Origin of the sequence: Vibrio aerogenes (assembly GCF_024346755.1) — a bacterium.
GTDB lineage: Bacteria > Pseudomonadota > Gammaproteobacteria > Enterobacterales > Vibrionaceae > Vibrio > Vibrio aerogenes.
Window position 1 is genome coordinate 1,081,121 of record NZ_AP024862.1, and the last position, 19,370, is coordinate 1,100,490.

The 19,370-nt window shown below is 48.0% G+C and carries 15 protein-coding genes; 4 read left to right on the plus strand and 11 right to left on the minus strand.

The features are described from left to right. Positions 1-12: 12 nt before the first annotated feature. The 8 genes from OCV29_RS22300 to OCV29_RS22335 all read right to left on the minus strand — a co-directional run bounded on the left by OCV29_RS22300 (position 13) and on the right by OCV29_RS22335 (position 16,212). Entirely contained in the window at positions 13-2,604 is a 2,592-nt protein-coding gene (locus OCV29_RS22300) for a hypothetical protein (RefSeq protein WP_139281526.1), read from the minus strand. A 185-nt stretch (positions 2,605-2,789) separates the two neighbouring features. Then, on the minus strand, positions 2,790-3,224 hold the full coding sequence (locus tag OCV29_RS22305; protein WP_245796782.1) for a GNAT family N-acetyltransferase: 435 nt from the start codon (positions 3,222-3,224) through the stop codon (positions 2,790-2,792). A 49-nt stretch (positions 3,225-3,273) separates the two neighbouring features. Continuing rightward, positions 3,274-4,149: a DMT family transporter gene (locus tag OCV29_RS22310; RefSeq protein WP_073602834.1), complete on the minus strand. Its 876-nt coding sequence runs from the start codon at positions 4,147-4,149 to the stop codon at positions 3,274-3,276. A gap of 125 nt (positions 4,150-4,274) precedes the next feature. Beyond that, complete coding sequence (locus OCV29_RS22315; protein ID WP_073602833.1) at positions 4,275-5,051, minus strand: AraC family transcriptional regulator; 777 nt, start codon at positions 5,049-5,051, stop codon at positions 4,275-4,277. Between the two features lie 37 nt (positions 5,052-5,088). After that, the gene (locus OCV29_RS22320; RefSeq protein WP_073602832.1) at positions 5,089-5,556 is read right to left on the minus strand and encodes a carboxymuconolactone decarboxylase family protein; all 468 of its coding nucleotides are present in this window, start codon (positions 5,554-5,556) and stop codon (positions 5,089-5,091) included. A 364-nt stretch (positions 5,557-5,920) separates the two neighbouring features. After that, a complete protein-coding gene (locus OCV29_RS22325) occupies positions 5,921-14,056 on the minus strand; it encodes a non-ribosomal peptide synthetase (RefSeq protein ID WP_073602831.1) in 8,136 nt (2,711 codons plus the stop codon). 796 nt (positions 14,057-14,852) lie between these two features. Further along, a complete protein-coding gene (locus OCV29_RS22330) occupies positions 14,853-15,266 on the minus strand; it encodes a hypothetical protein (protein WP_073602830.1) in 414 nt (137 codons plus the stop codon). Positions 15,267-15,342: 76 nt separating this feature from the next. Next, positions 15,343-16,212, minus strand: coding sequence for a LysR substrate-binding domain-containing protein (locus OCV29_RS22335; protein ID WP_073602829.1), 870 nt, complete (start codon positions 16,210-16,212; stop codon positions 15,343-15,345). 104 nt (positions 16,213-16,316) lie between these two features. On the opposite strand from OCV29_RS22335, the gene OCV29_RS22340 reads away from it, so the two are divergent. Next, a complete protein-coding gene (locus tag OCV29_RS22340) occupies positions 16,317-16,634 on the plus strand; it encodes a carboxymuconolactone decarboxylase family protein (RefSeq protein WP_073602828.1) in 318 nt (105 codons plus the stop codon). Between the two features lie 17 nt (positions 16,635-16,651). Next, positions 16,652-17,140 (plus strand): DUF4865 family protein, encoded by a 489-nt coding sequence (locus OCV29_RS22345; RefSeq protein ID WP_073602827.1) that lies wholly within the window; start codon positions 16,652-16,654, stop codon positions 17,138-17,140. A 335-nt stretch (positions 17,141-17,475) separates the two neighbouring features. Here the strand turns inward: OCV29_RS22345 and OCV29_RS22350 are convergent, their stop codons facing one another. Continuing rightward, on the minus strand, positions 17,476-17,865 hold the full coding sequence (locus OCV29_RS22350; RefSeq protein WP_073602826.1) for a GFA family protein: 390 nt from the start codon (positions 17,863-17,865) through the stop codon (positions 17,476-17,478). A gap of 320 nt (positions 17,866-18,185) precedes the next feature. Between OCV29_RS22350 and OCV29_RS22355 the strand changes: the two genes are divergently transcribed. Both OCV29_RS22355 and OCV29_RS22360 read left to right on the plus strand, forming a co-directional pair. Further along, positions 18,186-18,434, plus strand: coding sequence for a hypothetical protein (locus OCV29_RS22355; protein ID WP_073602825.1), 249 nt, complete (start codon positions 18,186-18,188; stop codon positions 18,432-18,434). A 19-nt stretch (positions 18,435-18,453) separates the two neighbouring features. Next, positions 18,454-18,717: a SymE family type I addiction module toxin gene (locus OCV29_RS22360; RefSeq protein ID WP_073602824.1), complete on the plus strand. Its 264-nt coding sequence runs from the start codon at positions 18,454-18,456 to the stop codon at positions 18,715-18,717. 90 nt (positions 18,718-18,807) lie between these two features. Here the strand turns inward: OCV29_RS22360 and OCV29_RS22365 are convergent, their stop codons facing one another. Beyond that, positions 18,808-19,035 carry a hypothetical protein gene (locus tag OCV29_RS22365; RefSeq protein ID WP_073602823.1) on the minus strand — a complete coding sequence of 76 codons (228 nt, stop codon included), beginning with the start codon at positions 19,033-19,035 and terminating at the stop codon, positions 18,808-18,810. A gap of 42 nt (positions 19,036-19,077) precedes the next feature. Further along, positions 19,078-19,368, minus strand: a complete 291-nt coding sequence (locus tag OCV29_RS22370) for an immunity 53 family protein (protein ID WP_073602822.1) — start codon at positions 19,366-19,368, stop codon at positions 19,078-19,080. Positions 19,369-19,370 lie beyond the last annotated feature (2 nt).

Consider the following 19,370-nt stretch of genomic DNA (forward strand, 5'->3'; position numbering starts at 1 on the left):
GTAACGTGGAGATTAGTTCGCCCACGCATCGGTGACACCAACCACATCAAGCAGTGGTTTTTCGGAAAACTCAACCCCATCAATCAGCCAGTGGGTTTCTTCGGCAAAGCCCGGATTGGACCAGCCCATAAAGTAACCTTTACGCCAGCCTGCATATTCCGGGTCTTCCGGGACGGAGAAATATTCGGTATCAGAATAGTGATAACGGGTAAATTCATCTTCATCTGACCAGCGGCGATAAGTCTCCAGAACCCCATCCTTCACACCATTTTCAGAAGAGGCTTTCACGTGCATCACCAGTTGCATCCAGCGGCCACGGTCTTCCGGGACCCGAATGAATTCAAACAACTCTCTGTGGCCGGTATTCACATCCGTATTAACATCCCGGTAGTGCCATGCCAACAGGGAATCACCGTTGTCATGACTGTCTCTCCAAAATTCCCATACTGCTGTTGCAGCAGTTCCGTGCTGAGAATAGCCATCCATATACAACGCAAGTAACTTCATATTGGAGCCACCGCGTTGTTCTCCGCGATGCTCAAAGTTTTCCGGCACTCTTAACCAATAGCGAATCCAAAGCTCCTTATACGGCTTACCTAAATCAAAATGTAATTCTGACCAATGAGATTCGGCGTTGTATTTCATATCCATTGAGTACAAATTGGTCGGTTCAGATTCACCGGCTTTGACTGTGCCGTATTCTGCCAGTGGCAGTGGCGTCGCATCACTATCTATCTGAATCGTTTCACCGGTCGTACTTCGGGTCCAGTATGACTGACCGTCTTTGACATAAGAGATACCTACAACAGGAGAGTTTGACCAGTCGAACAGTTCATCCGCTTCATCAAACGTGCCGTCTTCAAACGAATCACTGAAAACGTAGCTGCAAGGCGAATAAACAGAGACTTCAGATGCAGATTCACAATCCACCAGCTCACCATGGCTGATGTTGAAAACCTGATTCGCTACCGTAAACTGATACGTACCATCGGTTGTCATCAGCTGATTCGCACTGCCATATTCAGCAAGTTTATCTGCTGAATAAGTCTTTTCATCAATAATCACCGCGTTTTCAGGGCTTGGCGTATAGATTTTGTTGTTGTTAAACTGAATCGTCCATGTCTCCGGTAACGGATCATACAGCCCGGAAGTAAACAGATTCCCTTTACCGGCACCATGCGTTTCAATGGTATTGTTGCGCCACACAACCGGATGTTCCGGATCCTGATTTAATGCCCAAAAAACCTGCGACATGCCCCGGCCTGATGCACTGCTGTTAATCAGCAGATTGTGCTCGATCAGCATCCCTTCATCAGTGTGGGTTTCATAATCTTTCTCTTTGGTTTGCGGAATCGGTGATAACGGGTCAGTCACTGACAGGTTAATCGCCCCTTTATCTGTATCGGAATAAGCATACGAATAACGGATACTGGTACCATTCTGTACCATGCCAAATGGCTTCCGGCTGCCGATGTCGGCACTTTTGTGGATATGCAGAATCGTGCCCGTCCCATCATCATCACCTGCATGTTTGACTTTAAAACCGACACCCACCGTGTCTGAATATAACGACAAACAATCAATAAAAAACGCAGGAGTCTTTGAATACCGGCTTTCACCATAAAACAGGAAATTACTTGAATTATGATGTGATGGGTTCTCCCTGTCGTAGTTATCCCGCGCAATCACCTGATCAAGAATGACCGGACCAGCCGCTTTAATTCCCGTTGGATTGGTTTTATAAGAATGATGGTAATCAGAGACTAACACCCGCTTCGCGACGGATTCACCGAACACAATCAGGTTCGCCCCTTCGCTCCCGAAGCCACCGGTGATCTCCATGCCGTAGTAAATCCAGTGATCCTGATAAATCCGGAAACCATTTCCGGATAAGTTCAGCACCGGATTTTCTCCCGGATAGTTGCGGATCATCACCGCATGTTCTTTGTCGATTCTGAGCTGACTGTTCAGCTTCTTCATATTCCAGCTGGCCAGATCGCCAAACCAGTCCATCCGGTAGTTCTGATACGAACCACCCCGGTGATACACAGTCGCTTTCCCTTTCAAATCGCGGATTTTTTTGGCGACCGCATCACCAAATGTTGCATAAGGATTCTCAATAGTGCCGTCACCGGTGGTGTTGTCCCCGTCAGGGGCTATAAAAATAGTACGGGCGTTATCGACGGTCATGGTAAAAGTTTTGTGAAGCGTTTGCTGACCGCCGATATCCAGCGCGATGGTCACGTCATAGTCACCTTCGGTGGCTGGTTTCCAGTGCAGGGTGCCATCACTGTCGATGGTCATCCCGGCGGGACCAGACACCACAGACCAGGAGAGCTCCCGGTTAAACCAGTCGTAACCGGTCAGCTTATAGTCGACATCAAGGCCCGTATGGCCCACAACCGGATAGTCCCAGCTGATAAAAGAGAGTTCCGGCGGCAGATAGTAATCATCAATATCCGGACTGAGGGTAGTTGCTGCGCTGGACACAACAGCCTGAGTTTCTGCTAATTCTGACGCGAAAACGGAATGACCACTGAACACCAAAGCGGAAGACAACAAACCGGCATACAGGATACGATGCTTGAATGTTATTTTTTTCATATACATCACTTATTTATTGTTAGTTAAACATCGAAAATAAGAATAAATAAGTCAGAAAAAATAACAGTCCAAAAATGTATTTTTTTGAACTACGTTCAAAATAAAAACAGGCGTTACATGGCAATTCAGTTTCAATCTGAAGCAGGTTGGCGAAAAAAAATCGCTGTTTTATTCAGCGCTTTTAATTATCCGTTATTTGTAACTCGTTTATGGTAAAAAATCTTATCAACACCTTGAGTCAGATAATCTTTGTAGCGTCCGATCTCATCAAAACCACATAATTCATAAAATCCGGGGGCCTGAAATGTGTAAGTATCGACCGCAATATTGGGGATGTTCCTTTGCTTCGCTTCGTTTTCAACCTGTTCAATCAGCTGACGGCCAGTGCCCTGATTTCTCAGCGCTTCAGAGAGCCACAAAAATCTGATTTGAATCGATGTGATATAAATAAACCCCGTCAAACCACCGATTACTGCGCCTGACTCATCTCTGATAAAGAAAGCAAACGCCTGATCGTCAATTTCAGGCACATGTTTCTGGTTAAACTGACCCAACCCCTGATAGATCGTTTCAATCTCTTCTGATGTGGGTGATAACGTAAAATCAATGTTCAATGTCATTTCTGTATTCCTGCAAAGTTGCTCACTATAACCCGAGGGTCTGTTGACCCTAAGTCCACATCACCAAAACTGCCGCGACCGCAACCATAATCAGCCCCAAACCATCTTTCACCCGGACTTTCTGTTTCAGCCAAAAAACAGAAATCAACATTGTGAAAAAGATTTCGATTTGCCCCAGCGTTTTCACATAAGGCACCGCCTGCAAAGACATGGCACTGAACCACCCGATAGAACCAATACAACTGCTCACACTGGTCAACACCGTCATTTTAGGTTTTGACCATAACACTTTCAGGGTTTGTCGATCCCGCAGCAGCAGATACCCCGTCAATATGATAGTTTGAAGACTAATCACCAGCAGCAGTACCCAGGCAGCACTGTGTGGAAAAGGCAGACCAATCGACAAACTGGCCTCCCGGATCCAGAGTGAGGTTAAAGCAAACGCACTGCCGCTGCTCAGGCCAAGGACAATCGTTGGCACCGACAACTGACGGAAATTCCCCTGAGTACTCATCAAAAAGACACCCACACCACCAATCAGCACGCCAACCCAGCCCAGCAGATTCAGGTGCGTACCGAACAGCAACATCCCCAGAACAGCAGCCACCAGTGCCTCACTCTTTGCCAGCCCGGCTCCAACCGCGTAATTATTGTATTTAAACAGTTTCACCATCAGCGCGGTTGCAATAATCTGCATGATAGCGGCTCCCGCCACAAAGCGGATAAATACGACGTTAAATTCAGGAATTGCAACCGGATCAATCAGATAGAGCACCCACAGATAAACCGCAGCCAGCGGGCTGGCCCACAGGAAACGGGCCAGCGTCACTCCGGCAGTCTTCACTTCACCAGACAGGTGACTTTGAAAGGCATTTCGCCAGGACTGCATAAAAGCAGCGAGCAGGGTAAATAAAATCCAGGTCATGCGGTGTTTCCGGAAAAGGAGGAGGCCCCCATAGTATAAAAGTGATGGATTATCATCAAGATAGAAATGCGTTGCCGGGTGAATACCCAAAAAAAGGTCAGTGCGGACGCCAGCCCCCGTTATACCTATATATGGGTATATCTATCCTGACGCGATTTCACATACTGCTTCGGCGTGATCCCGGTAAACGTCCGGCATTCACGAATAAAATGGGCCTGATCAGAAAAACCAAATTCAACCGCAACGCGGGCAAGATCCTGATGCGGATTCTCTTTCAAATCATTCAGTACGGTGCGAATCCGTCTTAAACGCTGATAATATTTCGGCGTCATACCGATTCTGCGCTGAAACAACCGTTCTATCTGTCGCTGACTCAACGGCAACTGACTCACCTGCCGGACATCCGGAGCATGTTCCAGCATCTGCACCGCCTGCCGGAAGATCACAGGATGATGCATTTCATCATGGAGATGATGGATCAGCGTCCGGGTCATTTTCTCAATCCGGCTGAGCGGATGAGTATCATCACGAAGCTGTTGTATCAGTGGTTCAAAATGCCCGGACAACGCCGCTGCACCGGGTTCCGGATGCGAGACGAATTGAGAGAGAAAACATGCGCCCATACCGGGATGAAAACGGATGCCGGAGAGATTTGTTCCCGGTGGTAAATGAACCATGTGCGCTTTTTTTTGTGTCGGCTGAAACCATATCCTGTCATGCAGTATCTGATTGTCGACACGAATTTCCGGCCCGGAATTGATCATCAGGCCACTCCCTGCATCGGCAAACAACCGCCGGCTCAGACCCGGCTGGGTTTCATCCGTTCTTGCCGACCAGATAGCCTGTACCCAGGGGGAAAGACGTCCCTGCGGAAAATGAATTTCAAATTGCAAAGACGTCATCGCTCACCTGTCCGCTTCAGATCCTGTCCACTTCAGATTAAGAACCCGCCTGTCGCCAGCTGCCGACTTCAGGCAGAAAAACTTTTACGACTCTATTCCAGCCTGAAATGGCATTGATCGCAAGTGTTAAATACGTCAAACCAGATTCACCAAATGTATCAATCAGCGCTTCATAGTGCGCCTGCGGGATACTTTGGCCGGTCGCAAGCTGCTCTGCAAACTGTAGCGCCTGCTTTTCTGATTCCCGGAAAAGCGGTGAATCCTGCCATGCATTCAAAGCAATCATACGTGCGTAAGACTCCCCGGACTCAGACGCCTGCGTGCTGTGCATTTCAAGACAAAAGGCACACTGATTGATTTGGGAAACCCGTAATTTAATCAGTTCCAGCAGCGTTTCACCTAAAGCCGGGATCGATTCAAATTGTGTTTTCAGCATCGACTCCTGTTTCAGCAAAAGATCAAAAACCTGAGGTGCAGACTGGTAATAATTTGCGCGTTGAGACATCGTGTTGTTCCTTTTGAGGTGAAAACAACAGCATAAAAAACAACCCACCGGAAGAATTGAAGAAATTCGACATGTTTTCTGCCTGCATACAACGAATAAAACAAAGCCATCTCAGGCGAATCCTGTCTCCTGAGATGGCTGAGATACATATCATGGCCGGGGCTCGCCATGACGCATACTGAAATCTGTTCAGTGGATTATACCATTCTAAGTCATTTTCTGATCTGGATATATCTGGTTCCGCAAACCGCTCAAGCCATCCCTTTTCGTTGATAAGAAAGGCGCTTTAACAAGGGCATCCATGCCCTTGTATGTTTGCCCCACCAGACACATCCAGATGATCTGTTTATTTTCCAGATTGGGATTATTCCGGCTGTTTCACACAATCCTGATCATGAGTACCGGTCAGTAACTGCGTTTCCGGTAACATCACCTGTCCCCGTTCATTTCTGTGGCTCAGCAAGACGCGACTCTGAGAAAGCCGCTGCTGCCAGAACTGTGCTGCGGCCTGCCCGCCATCTTCTGACACAATCAGGTTTACAGGAATGCCTGACAGGCTCACCGGCTGATAAACGGCGCGGATTTGGGCAGCAAATAAACGGTAAATCTGTTCAAATTCGCTCCGGTGACAGGATGACGGCAGCATATCCCGGATGAACAGGTGACGATACACCCATGCTATCCGTTCAGATAAAGGCAAATCAGCGATAGTCTGCGCCTCCACCTCTGACGGCCTGCCGCTGCGGGCTTCAAATAAAGCAACCAGCTGCATGATGACCTCAACATCGGTATATTCCCGGTGACTGCCGGCCTCAGCCGGAAGAGGCGGATCGAGTAATGTCAGTGATGCAACGGGAATATCATCCGCCTGCAACAGTGCGGCCAGTGTCATGGCAACCAGACTCCCCCGGCCATACCCCAGCAGATGAAGCGGGCCGGTCAGCAGACGCTGATACACATAGCGCTGATAATAAGCCGCCGCTGACGCAATACAGGTATGTGGCACTTCTCTGTACTGTAAGCCCCGTGGCTGAACCGCCATGACATTCCAGTCTCCGCCCGGAGGCGTCACCACATCCGTCAGCGAATCGGCTTCTTCACCTTCTCCGGGAAAACACAATAGTGTGGGCTGCTGTAAATGTCCCTGCGCTGGCCCGCTCTCCAATAAATGTCCAATCTGCAAAACAACATACGGATAGGATTGTTTTTGCGAACAGGCCGGCGCAATGGTTGTCCGGGCTTTCACGGCTTCTGAAATCGCTTTGCCAACATGTCCCACATAGGGCTCTTTGACCAGCCGGTAATGATTACCGGGGACAGGAATCATCCGGATATTCTCCACAGGCAGCACCCGGTCCCACCCGAGATAACGCAACACTTCAGGACTTTCACCCGCCGGACGTTCATCCGCGATAAATACATCAATATGAACGGGAAGTGTCCTCACCCGGTAATCAGCTCTCAGCAGTCCTTCGCGGTGAAGCAGCCAGCGACGGTAATAATCATCCGTCCAGCCTGATGGCAGAATCCCCATCTGCCGGGCCTGATAGTAATAATCCTGCCAGCGCTTCTCTGATGCTGAATCCTGATCGTCATTGTCAACAAAGCCATGAATATCAAATGCCAGACCATCAAAGACTTCCTGACTCATCAGGAACAGCCGTTCTTCTTCCGGGCGCTGCTGTTGTTTATCAGCTTCAATCCGGTGAATCGGCGGTAACACCGCCAGCGTATCCAGCAAGCCGAAAAACTCAATTTCCTGATCCTGTCCGAGTAACTGAGCCGCAACTTCCCAGGCCAGTGTGCCCCCAAACGACCAGCCAAAAATCCGGTAAGGCCCCTGTGGCTGAGTCTTCCGGATAATCTCAACGTAACGGGCAGCCGCACCTTCTAAGGTCGTAAATACCGGAAGTTCCCGATCCGGAGCCACCAAGCCATAAACCGGGATGTCCGCATCAATGTAAGAGGTCAGTAAAGTCCCGTACAGCATCTCCCCGCTTGCTTCAGGAATAATAAACAGCGGCCGCTGGTTGCCAGTGGCAGCCCGGAACGTAATAACCTGCTCATCCCGTGCGGATTTGGAATACATCTCAACGGCCAGTTCGCTTAAACAGGGCGCGGCAAAGAGTGTCGACAGCGACAGATCCAGCCCGGCATTCTGCGCTTCATTAATCATCTGCACCGCCAGCATCGAGTGCCCACCCAAATCAAAGAAATTATCCTGACGGCCGACTTTTTCTACTCCGAGCAAACGCTGCCAGATAGCTGCTAAGGCTTCTTCCGTCTCCCCTTGCGGTGCTTCATACGCTTGGGTCACATAATCTGAATCATCAGGTTCCGGCAGCGCTTTGCGATCGATTTTACCGTTGGCAGTTAAAGGAATTTCCGCCATCAGAATCAATGCAGCCGGGATCATGTAATCCGGTAAATGCGCCACCGCATAATCCCTGACAGATGCAATCTCCGCTTCACCCACATAGTAAGCAATCAGACGCGGGTGGCCGGCTGACGTCTGATGGACGATCACTTCAGCCTCTTCAACACCATCACACTGACACAAACGCGCGCCAATGCCGCCCAGCTCAATCCGGTATCCGCGGATTTTCACCTGCATATCATTCCGTCCGAGATACTCAATCGTCCCGTCATCCCGCCAGCATCCTAAATCTCCCGTCCGGTACATCCGGGCATTGGGCTGAGATGAAAACGGGTCCCTGATAAAGCGTTCTGCCGTGAAGTCTTCCCGGTTGATATACCCTCTGGCGACCCCGTTTCCACCGATATAGAGTTCACCTTTCACGCCGGCAGGCACCGGCTGCAAATGTTCATCGAGGATATAAATCTGAGTATTGGTAACCGGCCGGCCGATATGCAATACCGTGTCATCACAAGTCACCGCTCCGGAGGTTGCCACAACGGTACATTCCGTCGGCCCATAGTTATTAATCAGTGTAAATCCGGTGTCCGGTTCAGGATGCCGGTTCAGTTTATCCCCACCAACCAGCAGTGTTTTCAGCGTCGGGTGCTTCAGTTTCCGGTTCAGCACCAGCTCCGCAACCGGCGTCGATAAAAATCCGACCTCAATGGGTTGTGCCATCCACCAGTTCAGCAGCTGTTCAGGATTACGTGATACCGCCAGTGAAGGCATCACCAAACGGGCTCCCACACACAAAGGCGGCCAGATTTCCCACACTGTCGCATCAAATCCAACCCCGGCCACAGCGGATGCCGTTGTCTCTGAAGTCACCTCAAAACTTTGATTGTGCCAGTGCACCAGATTCACTAAGTTGTGGTGTTCAACCATCACACCTTTTGGCTGTCCGGTCGAGCCGGATGTGTAGATCACATAGGCAAGATTGTCAGGCTTTAATTCATGACAGGACAGGTTCTGGTCCGGCAAATCAGCCCATAACGGGGCGTTCTGTTTAATATGAATTAACCGGAAATGGTGACTGTCTCCGACCAAATCATCCGGATTCACCATCCCGTCAGAGATCACGACATCAGGCGCGCTGTCAGACAAAATATATTGCAAACGCTCCGGCGGATAAGTCGGGTCCAGCGGCACATAGCCGCCCCCGGCTTTGAGTGTTGCCAGCATCGCAATCACCAGATCGGTTCCCCGGTCCAGACACAACGCCACCCGCTTTTCAGGTCCGACACCCAGGTTTCGCAAATAATGCGCCAAACGGTTCGCCTGAGCATTCAACACCCGGTAAGTCTGCTGCTGCACGTCACAGGAAACCGCCACCGCATCCGGACGCTGTGCAGCCTGCATTTCAAATAACTGATGCACGAAAGGTCTGCCGGAACAGGCTTGCGCAGTTTGATTGAAGCCGTAGACGACGCGCTGATATTCATCATCCGGCAGCACATTGAGTGTATGTAATAAGCCCGCCGGCTCAGTTTCAGGGACATCGGTTTTAAGAACAATATCGGTTTCAAGAACAACATCGGTTTCAAGGACCGCGCTTTCAAGGACAGTCACCAGCTGAACCAGTGCTTTCATCATCATGGCACCCACCCGCTCGCAACCTACCCGTTCATCCACCTGAATATCCAGTGTAAAGCCCTGATGCGGATTATCGTTGACTGACACTGTCAGCGGGTAGTTTGTACGCTCTTCCGTAAACACGATATCCATCTGCATCGCATCCAGCGAGAGCTGCTGACTGCCGCCATTGTAGCGATAGTTGATGAGACTGTTAAACAGCGGACTCTGCGCAGCAACCCCACTGCACTGTTGTGCAAGCGACAAAGAGGCATGTTCATGTTCAAGCAGCTCAGCCAGTCGCTGATGCGTCTGGCTCAAAGCCTCCTCAACCTTCAGATCTTTCAGTGACAACCGGACCGGCAGCGTATTCAGGAACATCCCCAACACGCGGTCAGCACCATCTCCTGCCGACATCCGGCCAAACAACACCGTACCAAATACAACATCATCCCGGCCGGTGGCAGCGCGCACCACCATCCCCCAGGCCAGATGAAACAGACTGGCGGTACTGACGCGTTTGAGCCGGGCCTGTTCCCGCAACCGCTGACTGAGATCATCATCGAGCGGTAAATTTAACTCATGTACCTGTTGCCCGTCTCCCTGCACATCGGTCAGGCCAAAGGGTAACGACGGTTCGTCGATATCTCCGAGGTATTGGCTGAAATACTCAGCCTGACGTTCCGGATGGTTATTCGCCCGGCTTTGCATCACAAAATTGCGGAACGGTAATGGATCCGGCAGCAGCTCAGCCTGATGAAGCAAATGTGCATTCACTTCTTCGAGCATCAGTTCGAGCGTGGTATGGTCCATACACAAATGGTGCATCAGCAAACATAACAGCCACCGGTTATGAGCCGGGTCAGCCACCTGATACGCTTCTATCATCGGCGCCTGACGAATGTTCAGCCGGATGATTGCCGGATCAAATTGTCGCTGCAATACCGTTGCAACATCATCTGCATCAATATCCAGTGTCATCACATGAAGCGGCGCTTCCCGCCAGACAACCTGAACCGGTTGTGATACCCCTTCCCAGACCAGACTGGTCCGTAAAATATCATGCCGGTGCACCACAGACTGCAGCGCTTGTGTGAATTGATCCAGCTGATGTTTGTCGGGAAATGCCTGAATGACCCGTGTGATGTAAGGGTCGCCGGTTTCCAGCAACATATGGTGGAATAAAATACCTTCCTGTAAGGGGGCCAGCGGATAAATATCCTGAACGTTTGCTGCGCCACCGGGAACTGCCGTGACTATCGTGTCAATGTCTGCCTGTGTTAAATCAATCAGCGGCAACATGTCCGGTGTAATCTGCCGGCAACCGGCAGGAATCAGGTTCTCCGGCACCACCGGCTCTGCCCGGCTGGCCTGAGTCAGCTGCACCGCCAGCTCAGAGAGCACCGGATAATCAAATAATGCTTTCACTGCAAGGTGATAACCGGCCTGCCGCAGTTGTTCCATCAGCTGAACCGCCAGCAAAGAATGGCCGCCAAGTTCGAAAAAGTGATCGTGACGACCGATTTTCTCCACCCCAAGCAACGATTGCCACATCTGTGCCAGTTGCTGCTCCTGCACGGTTTCCGGCGCGGCATAAACCTGATGGATAAATGCGGCTTCATCCGGTGCCGGTAATGCCCGGTAGTTCACCTTACCATTGGCTGTCAGTGGCATCTGTTGCAGAGCGACATAGGCTGCCGGCACCATGTAATCAGGCAACAAAGCACTCAGGTGCGCTTTCAGTGATTCATTGCTGATGTCAGCTCCCTGATGACGGGTATAATAAGCAATCAAACGTTTCTGCCGGGCAGGATTTTCCGTGACAGTGACCACGGCATTTTGAATCCCGGTGAAAGACTGAAGCGCGGTACTGATTTCTCCCAGCTCAATCCGGAAACCACGAATTTTCACCTGACTGTCATTTCGTCCCAGATATTCAATCGTCCCGTCGGCCTGCCATCGGGCCAGATCGCCGCTGCGATACATCCGGGCGTCAGGCTGGTCCGAAAACGGATCGGTTAAAAAGCGCTCCGCCGTCTGTTGTGGCAGATTCACATAACCACGGGCAACCCCGGCACCACCGATATAGATTTCCCCGGTCACACCCGGTGGAACCAGCTGCTGGCGGTCATCCAAAATATAAATCCGGGTATTGCCAACCGGACGACCAATATCCAGAACCGGCTGCCCCGGCGCAATCACACCCGAAGTCGCCACCACAGTGGTTTCTGTCGGACCATAGTTATTCACCAGTGAGAATGGTGTATTGGCCTGTGGCGAGCGATTCAAACGATCCCCTCCCACTAAAAGGACACGCAGCTGAGGCGGCATCAGTTGACGGGCAAAAGCCAGCTCCGCCACCGGTGTCGACAGAAAACTGACTTCAACCGGCTGAGACATCCACCACTGAAGCAGCTGATCCGGATCGCGCGATATGGCCAGCGAAGGCAAAAACAGAGTCGCGCCCGCACAAAGCGGCGGCCATAATTCCCAGACGGTTGCATCAAATCCCAGCCCGGCAACAGCCGACGTACAGGTCCCCAGATGTACCTCAAATGCTTCGTTATGCCAGTGAATCAGATTCACCAGATTGCGATGTTCGATCATGACCCCTTTCGGCGTACCGGTTGAGCCGGATGTGTAAATAATATACGCGAGGTTTTCAGGTTTGACCCGGATTTGCGACAGGTTATCTGAGGGCAGCTGAGCCCACAAAAAAGCATCTGTTTTGACATTGAGCCATTGCAGGTCAGCGATAGCTTCAGGCCGCTCACGCCAGTTCACCGTGTCATCGGAAAGCAATACATCAGGCTGTGCATCGCTCAGTATGAACTGTAACCGTTCAGACGGATAAGCCGGATCAAGCGGGATGTATCCACCACCGGCTTTCAGGGTCGCCAGCATCGCAATCAACAGATCAGGCCCGCGGTCAAAGCAGAGTGCCACACGCTTATCAGGCCCGATACCGGAAAGCCGCAGAAAATAAGCCAGCTGGTTCGCTTTGGCATTCAGCTCACAATATTGCATCATGCGGCCATCATGCACAACGGCTGTCAGTTCGGGATGTAAAGCCGCCTGCTTTTCAAACATCCGGTGTACGCAAGACTCCGGTTGCAAACTGATCGGTTCATGATTCCACCGGGTCAGAATCAGAGAACGCTCTTCGTCTGTCAGTAAGGGGTAATCCTGAATCCGGGTTTCTTCGCCAGCCAGCACCGCTTCATTTAAAAAACACATCAGCCGGTTGAAGTGAGAGAAAACCGTGGCTTCATCATAAAGTGCGGTATTCGCATCGATACACAATGCCAAACCATGCTCTTCACCCCGATCAAACAGATTGAAAGACATATCATTGATCGGACCCAGGCTGAGATTGGTGCCGGTCACCGGTAAACCGCCAAATGTCATCGGATATTCAAAGGGCAGGATATTGATCACCGTTGAATACAGTGAACTGTTTTCCGCGATAAGCCCCAGATCCGTTACCAGACTTTCACCCCGATAACTTTGGTGGCGAACCATGCCCAAAATCCGGCGCTGAACCTGCTCAAGCAAATCCGCCAGCGTTGCCGCAGGATCAACCATCAACCGCAGCGGTAACACATTAGACACCATCCCCTGAAATGAACGTAAAGCCCTGCTGCCCCGGCCCGTTACAGGAAAGCCAATCATTAAATCGTCTTCCCCGGTCATCCGGTGTAAATACATCGCAATGAGTGTCACCAGCAACTGAGGCAGGCCCGCTTTATAGTGCTGTGCCAGACGCCGCAGTTTCTCCGTGGTCTGAGCCGGTAAAAAATCCAGCTTGCGGATAACAGCAGCACACTCAGCCTGCTGCCGGCAAAGACTCACTGGCGCAGGACGATGTTCAAGCTGCTCCAGCCAGTATTGGCGATCCCGCTGAAATTGTTTCGAATTCTGGTAGGCTTGCTGTACTTCCAGTGCCTCTTTGACCGGCATCATCACACAAGCTGGCGGCTTGTCTCCCTGAATCAACGCATTATAAATTTCGGCCACCCGTGCAGAAAAAACCGCACCACCAAATCCATCCATCACCAGATGATGAAAACAGGGTTGATACCAGAATTTGTCCGGGCTAATCCGGAGCAAAGCAAAACTGTAGAGCGGCCCGTTTTCCAAATCAAAAGGTTGTGCCAGAAATTTATCAATCCATGCTCTGGCTGCGGCTTCCGGATCGGCTTCAGCACAGAAGCTGACAACCGGAAATGTCCAGTCTGCGACGGGTTTGAAAGACTGAACCGGACCACTTGCTGAAGGCTGAAATACAAAGTGAGGTGATTCGGTTTCCTGTACTGCCTGGCGAACAGCCTGCTCAAAAACAGCGACATCAATCGCTCCGGGGATTTCAAGATATTCGGCGATTTTGTACACCTGAGCTGCAGCATCAGGGTTCACTTCCTGAGAAAACCAAATGCCACGTTGGGCCATTGATAATGGATAATTGAGCGGTTCTGTCTGTTTATTATCACAATAAATATTATTATACATAAAATATACCTACTACGAACAATGATTGTCAGATTATTTTGAATAGTGTGAATCGATAAATAAAAGGCGTGCGAAATGATCATTACCAAAATGGTAATTTTGCATCCAAAGAAATAACCAGAAAATGATTAAACCTGATTACCAAAAATTATCATCTGGCATTTTTATAATTAGTATTAAAAAATAGAATTAATATAAAAATGGTAACCAAGTGAAATCGATTGTACACATCAATACAAGCACAGACAACAGAGAGAGATATTATTAAAACTAATAATAGACCAATAAAAATAAAGTAATTACTTTAAAACAAAAAACTTCATATTAAATATGACATTACAATAACAAATATAAAAATAAATTTTAAATATTATTCGATCAATATCAATATTAAATTTATTAAGTATAAAAACCACAAATATTTTTAGCACGGATCACAAAATTAAAAATTAAAAATAACCATTTAATTCAATAACTTAAATTAAAAAGTTTGAATATATAGATATCTGATATCTCTACTGAAATGATTATCATCCTATCCTCAAAAACCATGAAAGATGACCAAACAGACCAAATCAATCTATTTGAAATAAATTTAACATTATTTAAACATTAAAATAAATATACATCATAAATTAGAGTATATAATCAAAAATAAGGAGATAATCAAAAGATTAAATTATCTGAGTAAAACAATAAAAAATATTAATTTATCACGATAATTTTTGAGTGTGAATTCAAATAAAATTTCACACACGATTTATATGACATGAAATATATAGACTAAACTCTGCGATTATTCACAAGATAAAAAAACATCGATCTGCGCCTGAACCTGATAAATATCTTTGGATTGAAACGACTTAACCGGGTGTTCAAAATCATAAATAATCTGTTTTTCCAACCGGTACACAAGAGACTGTCCTCCGATTTTTCTGGTTACAGACTGTTTGACCTGATGAGTGAATTCCGGAATTTCAAGATGCCCCTGAAGTAAAATAAGATGATATGCACCTTCCGGGTCACACTCTGGATACCAGCCTAAATCAATCGCCCGCATACGACCCTGATGAGTCATATAAAGCATGTCCTCGCAAAACGGATAATCAATCAGACCATCTTCAAGTCTCTGATCTTCAGCACGGATATCATAGAAATGGTTCCACTTCACTTCCCACCCAGCAGGCACTTTTAATGGGACTAAATACATATTTTTTCTCCGGTTATTTACAATAGCTCATCAATTATATGGCAAACGGCTTGCGGGGACAGACACTTTAATCATGTTAACCACCGGAGAAAATCTCTTTCACTAAAGCAATCATATTTTCACACAATGAATCCGGTATCTCTTTTATCCGGTGAATCACAATACCAATCTGATCCAGTGCTGGTAAGGATTCATCAATTGTTATCAGCGATTCTGGCATCCCGGTTTCTGTTCTTACCGTCACCCCGATACCAGATGCAACCGCAGGCCAGATCCCGGCCAGACTCTGACTCTGACAGACGACCTGCCAGCGAATGCCGTGTGCTTCCAGTTGCCTGATCGCTTGCTGTTTAAAGAAGCAGTTGGGCTCCACAACCACCAGAGGCAGCGGTTGTTGATGCTCCAGAAAGGATTGCAATGGAAAATCCGGGGAGGCAATCCAGTGCATCGGCGTTTCTGCAATTTTTTCCTGATACCGACTATCCTCTCCGCCCTGCCAGGTCACACATACATCTAAACGTCCCTGTAAAACAGAATTGATGAGCGGCCGATATTTATTAACCTCTGTCTCAAGCTGAACATCCGGGTTCACTTTCATAAACCGGCTCAGACTACGGGTCAGTATATTGGCAGAAAAATCTTCCTGAAATCCAAGACGAACAGCCCCTTTTAAATCCAGACGGTTTAACATTTCCAGTGCTTCATCATTCAGTGCCAGCATTTTTCTGGCGTATTGGAGCAACTGTTCTCCCTGTGCAGTCGGCAGCAAAGAGCGACCACTTTTACAGACCAGTACAGCATTAGTTTGCTGCTCCAGCTTTTTTAACTGAGCACTCACCGCAGATGTTGATTTATTCTGTCGTTTAGCAGCCAGCGCAAAACTGCCAAGCTCGATACCAAGAACAAAAGTCTTTAATGCGTAAAGATCTAAAACCGGTTCTTTCATTTTTCAACCATCCCAAAATTCAGGACTAACAATTCAATATGTTTTGATTTTCAATACAATATTTGCATGCCATTATAGCGACTCCAGCTTAAAGAGGAACCATCATGGCAGGGAAAAATATCAAAAATGAACTCAACATGCTTGATCTTGCACCCAAATTTAAAGAACTGACTGAGCATGTGCTGTATGACGACATCTGGCAACGGGCAGAGCTTTCACCACGGGAGAGAAGCCTCGTGACCATTTCTTCCCTGCTCTCTCTGGGCCGCTTTGAGCAACTTGATTTTCATATTCAGCATGCAGAAAACAATGGCATCACGACCAGTGAACTGACCGAATTATGCACCCATCTGGCTTTTTATGCTGGCTGGCCAGCTGCTGTATCTGCGCTGACAAGAATCAAAAACCGAACCATCCGGTAATTCGAAGGAGACAGACGATGATTGCAATGCAATACAAAATTATCTTGCCTGCTGATTATCCCATGGAACAAATTGAGTCCAGAATCAGGGATAAAGGCCACTTATTAAACGATTATCCGGGGTTATTTTTCAAAGCGTATTTATACTCACGAAAAGATTCAGAGACATACCCGGCAAAAGTGAACAGCTATGCGCCATTTTATGTTTGGCGCAATCATGAAGCGATGCAGTCATTTCTGGAAAGTGAGGGGTTCAAAGCACTCTGTGATCAATTTGCTCGTCCTGCCGTCAATATCTGGTATACAGAGGGTCACGTCACCATGCCACTGGCTCATCACTGCGCTGCACATATTAGTTGCCGCTCCGCACGCCACGATGTTCAGGGCACAGATTTCTTTCAGTGGAAAACCATCGGTGCAGACTGGTTAACCGGCGAGGAGCCGGAAGAACATACAGACACCGGAGAAGTGTATCAAATCGGTTATATTGCCTATTCCGATCTTTAGGGTCTGTTGACCTGGGGACGTGCTTATCTTTCATCGCCGTTCCTGCCGGAGGCTATTTTCCACTACCATGTCACCTTTTTGGCTGACTTCATCAAGAATAAGGGTGTGGCGCAGCCTGAGTTCTGTTGAAGTCAGCCATCTCCTCCGGCAAATCCCCTCTGATAAGCACATAAACAATTGTCCGGGACGTATCGCGTTCTCCAATTACCAATGTTCAGAAACATGAAATTCCTGCGGCTGAGCCTGCGGAGAAATTACCGTTCATCATCACTAGATGCTTTTAGATGAACCCAAAGGGCCGCAGACCTTAATCACTATCAGTTTCCTCGTCTTAATTAATGATCATTCTGTGGCAGGCCGTCATTGATGTCGTAATAGTCTCCCTTTTCTGCGACAAATATATGGCGTTCAAGATGAGTAAGTGTTGGTTTATTAAAAGCGCCCAGAGCAATCGATGTCCAGGCGTGTTTGACCTTATCAAGCGGGTCAAAAAATAAAGAAGAGCCACACTGAGTACAGAATCCACGCCGGACTTTTTCTGATGACTGATACCAGGTGATATATTCTGACCCGGAAATTGTCAGTGAATCCCTCGGGATATCAGCACTTGCCAGAAAATGGCCGGTCCATTTTCTGCACTGATCACAATGACAGGCATCTGTCGAAATAAAATCTGCTGAGACGCTGAATTTTACAGCCCCACAAAGACATGAACCCTGATACATTTTTCTGTCTCCTCTGATGAATCCCATATTAACTATCTGGAATTATAGAGAAAAACCGGGAAGAGAAGAACAGAGGACAGACGCCTCTAACCTTCACGGGTTTGGTACCCCGACTATCTACAAGGCGTATACAACGCTGGCTTTTTCATCAGCGTTTTCTATGCTGCTTCACTACATCTGAATTATGGTGAGCTGGACAAGGCAGCTTTCGGGCTGGCCGTCATCCTTGTAGAGCGGTAGTACCAACCTTGTTCAGTTCACCACCCATTGATTGGTACCTCTGGCTGGTGAATCTCACTCATATCTATAAGGAGGTCATCATGCCTAAATCAAACTACTTCCAGCACGCTAAACTCACTCCAGAACAGGAAAAACGGATCTTCAGTGCCAAAAAATCAGATATTGAAGACACCGACTTGAATATTCACCTCAAAGCCCGCGAATACCTGATGTTGATGCAGGCCGTTCTTTCCAGTCATCCCCAGATTGAATACCGGGATTTATGGCAGATTCAGGTATTTATTCATAATTTGATCACCGAATCAGAACGTGAATATCTGGCTGGGTAAGGAAGGAGAGGCGATAATAATGAAAAGACAACAACCGGCTAACACGCATTCTATGGTTTCCAAAGCGCAGCGGCGTTATATCGTCGGGTACGTCCCAAACGGGGGCGATACCAGCACCCCGGATATTCATCTTAAAGGCAAATGGCTGCGCGAGGCCGGGTTTGAGACCGGCACGCAGGTTACCGTCAATATCGCCGGGGATTGTATTGTGCTCATCCCGGACAGCCCGCAGGAGCAGGCATTGCGGGAGCAACTGGCGCAGTTAAAAGCGGCGCTGGAGTGAGTTTGAGTGAGTCAACAGCCGGGATAGTGATCCCGGCTGTCTCGATCATTTTTGGTATTTATAGCATGGGCGAATTGACTCGTATCTTTCTTAGCAGAGGTTATCCCCAATAAAAGAAATTAACTCAGATTGGGATAATTCAAACTCAGGGCTTGCATCCATGCCTTTTACATAGTCAACAACATACGCGAGCTTTTCATCGTCAATATCATAGTCTAGATAAAACTCATATGCATATTTGGCAATGACAGAGGGCTGATAACCCTCTTGCAAAATAGTGTAAAGTCTGTCCAAAAAGTTCTTTCTTAAATTTTCCATTAAAAATCCTAGCATTTCTTTCTTGAACACTATAGATAGAAATCACTCTATATAGGCATAATTAATAAATATACTCATTATCTCCTCAAGGTTCTCAGAACCACCATAACCATAGAATTTTAGATCTCTAACTTCACACCGAATCCAATCGTTTTCTGACCGTTCTATATCAACAATATTAAATTCTTTCTTCTCACATGAAGTTCTTTCTAATGGAATTACAACTTTCCACCCCGGATTATCCAGTGATTCAATTGTAATTCCAAACTCATGCTCCCAACCCCCATCACATTGATTTACATACCAATTTTGAATTTTTTTAATTAATGACATAA